The organism is Eudoraea sp. (assembly GCF_049665975.1).
Taxonomy (GTDB): Bacteria; Bacteroidota; Bacteroidia; order Flavobacteriales; family Flavobacteriaceae; genus Eudoraea.
In genome coordinates, this window is sequence record NZ_JBATGR010000235.1 from 1 (window position 1) to 2,558 (window position 2,558).

The 2,558-nt window shown below is 38.4% G+C and carries 2 protein-coding genes and 1 pseudogene; all 3 read left to right on the forward strand.

The window, feature by feature from the left end; all coding sequences use genetic code 11:
* A pseudogene (locus WBN20_RS08750) lies at positions 1-123 on the forward strand (gliding motility protein GldL); the annotation flags it as partial.
* Positions 124-176: 53 nt separating this feature from the next.
* The gene (gene gldM, locus WBN20_RS08755; protein WP_424281409.1) at positions 177-1,745 is read left to right on the forward strand and encodes a gliding motility protein GldM; all 1,569 of its coding nucleotides are present in this window, start codon (positions 177-179) and stop codon (positions 1,743-1,745) included.
* A 22-nt stretch (positions 1,746-1,767) separates the two neighbouring features.
* The coding region (gene gldN / locus WBN20_RS08760) for a gliding motility protein GldN (RefSeq protein ID WP_424281410.1) at positions 1,768-2,558 on the forward strand (791 nt) is incomplete at its 3' end.

Sequence of the window (2,558 nt, forward strand, 5' to 3'; positions counted from 1 at the left end):
GTTAATGAAGAAGTTGTTCAAAATGCAAGTGCTCTTAAAGACCAAATGGAATCTCTTGCTTCTAACCTATCTTCCTTAAATGGAGTATACGGAGGCATGTTATCTGCTATGAGCAAAAACTAATTAGTGTATTAGTAAACCCAAATCAAAAATTTAATTAAAACTAATTAGAAAACATGGCAGGAGGAAAATTGTCACCACGTCAGAAGATGATCAACTTAATGTATTTGATCTTTATCGCAATGCTGGCGCTAAATATGAGCAAGGAAGTTCTGGCTGCATTCGGTCTTATGAACGAAAAACTGGAAGCTTCCAACGCAAAAACCACAGAGAACAATCTAGCGTTCTTAACTGGTTTAGAAACTAAAGCATCTGAAAATTCGGAAAAATTTGGTCCGTTACTAAAAGATGCCAAAAAGATTAAGGAATTGTCTCAGGATTATTATGACTATCTGGAGGCCCTTAAAGATAAAATGTTAACCGAGATTAAAGATCCCAAGGATTATCAGGTTATGGACAAGTCTGATTATTTAGATCAGAAATTTTTTCAAGGCGATAATCTTGCACCTGAAGGGAAAGAATTCTTAAAAAGGATTACTGATTATCGTACTCAAATTTCAACTATTTTACCAGAAAGCATGAGTGAAGTTAAGGCTTCAGTTCAGACCAGATTTGAAACTGGTGATGCTAAAGGTAAGGTTGAGAAAAGAGATGGAACAAAACAGGATTGGATAAACTATCATTTCGAAGGTTTTCCCGTTGTTGCTTCTCTAACGAAGATAACACAGATACAAGCTGATGTTAAGGCTACAGAGCAGGATGCTTTAAAGTCTATGTTAGAAGGTCAGTTGACCAGTGAAGTCTCTATGACTAATTATACCACGCTACTAGAGCAGGAAAAATCAGCTTTTTATGCTGGTGAGAGATTCTCAGGAGCGGTTGTATTAGGTCGTAAAGATGCTAAAACAAGGCCAAATGAAGTAAATCTTACTTTAGATGGAAGAAAATTAACTGAAGGTAAGGACTACGAGATTGATAATGGTCAGGTTAAACTTTTGGTTAGCGCCGGTGCACCCGGAGACCACAAGATTGCCGGTACCCTGGTATTTATTCAGGATGGTGAGAGAACAGAAGTTCCTGTTGCTCAAACATTTGCCACGATTACTAAACCAAATGCCGCATTAATTGCAGCAGATAAGATGAATGTGGTTTATCGCGGGGTTTCAAACCCAATGTCGATTTCTATTCCTGGAATTCCAAATAACAAGGTTAGTGCATCTGCGTCAGGTCTTAAGAAAAGAGAAGGCAGTAAGTATATCATGAATCCGGGAACGGGAAGAACAGTTACAATTGTAGCTTCAGGTACCTTGCCTGACGGACAACGTGTTTCCTCAAAATCTGAGTTCAGAATCAAAGATATTCCAAGACCTTCTGGATCTATTAGAGGAGAAACCGGAAGTACTAAGATGCCAAGAAGAAATCTTGAAATCGCAACAATTGGTGCTTTACTTGAAGACTTCGATTTTGACTTGAATCTTGCAATTGGCGGATTTAAATTTAAAGTACCTGGTCAACCTACAGTAAGTGTAAATGGCAACAAACTAGATTCAAGAGCCAAATCGGCTTTAAAAAGAGCTAGAAGAGGTGATGCTGTTCAGGTATTCGATATTCAAGCGTATATCACCAACAACAAAAGCTATAAACTGAAGAAAGTCTCTCCGGTTATTATAGAGATTACGAATTAAGAATAGTATAAATTATAATTTTATGAATTGGAAGAATGTTTTAATTGCTGGAGCTGTAGCGCTACTACCAATTTCAATGATGGCACAGGCTAATATTTTAAATGCCAAGTTGCCAGATGAGATTGGGAAAAAGACAGAAGCGCAAATAGCGGCGGATAATGATTCTCCGCTGCCATACGGCTACGTGGATGACAGGGATATCCTTTGGTCTAAGACCGTATGGGAGGTAATTGATCTTGATGAAAGAGTGAATTTCCCCTTGTACTATCCGCTTGATACCATAGATATTGGTGCAGACAGAAGGTCGTTATATGATGTTTTTATGAAAAACATTAAAAACGGTAAGCTTACTGACGTGTATGTGGATTCCTATTTCACTGAAAAAAGAAATTTCAGTGACCTGGAAGCTACTTTGAAAAAAGTAGATACCACAGATCTTGGATACGAACAAATCAATGCCGGTGAGCAACTTTCCCCTGAATATGTTAACCAAAGGGAACTTACTGCTGCGGATATTGAAGAATATCGTATCAAAGGGATATGGTATTTTGATAAGCGCGGGGGCGAATTAAAGTATCGACTCCTGGGGATTGCTCCGGTAGCACCCGACGTAAACTTTGTAGATGATGAATCTATGGATCCCAATGAGAATAAAGTTGAACTTTTTTGGGTTTGGTATCCTAGTGCCAGAGAGGTATTACACAGAGCCAAGGTTTTTAACCAACAAAACTCAGCGCAGCCAATATCTTTTGATATGTTGCTGAATGCCAGACGTTTTAATGGTTTGATCTATAGAGAGGACAATGTTCAGGG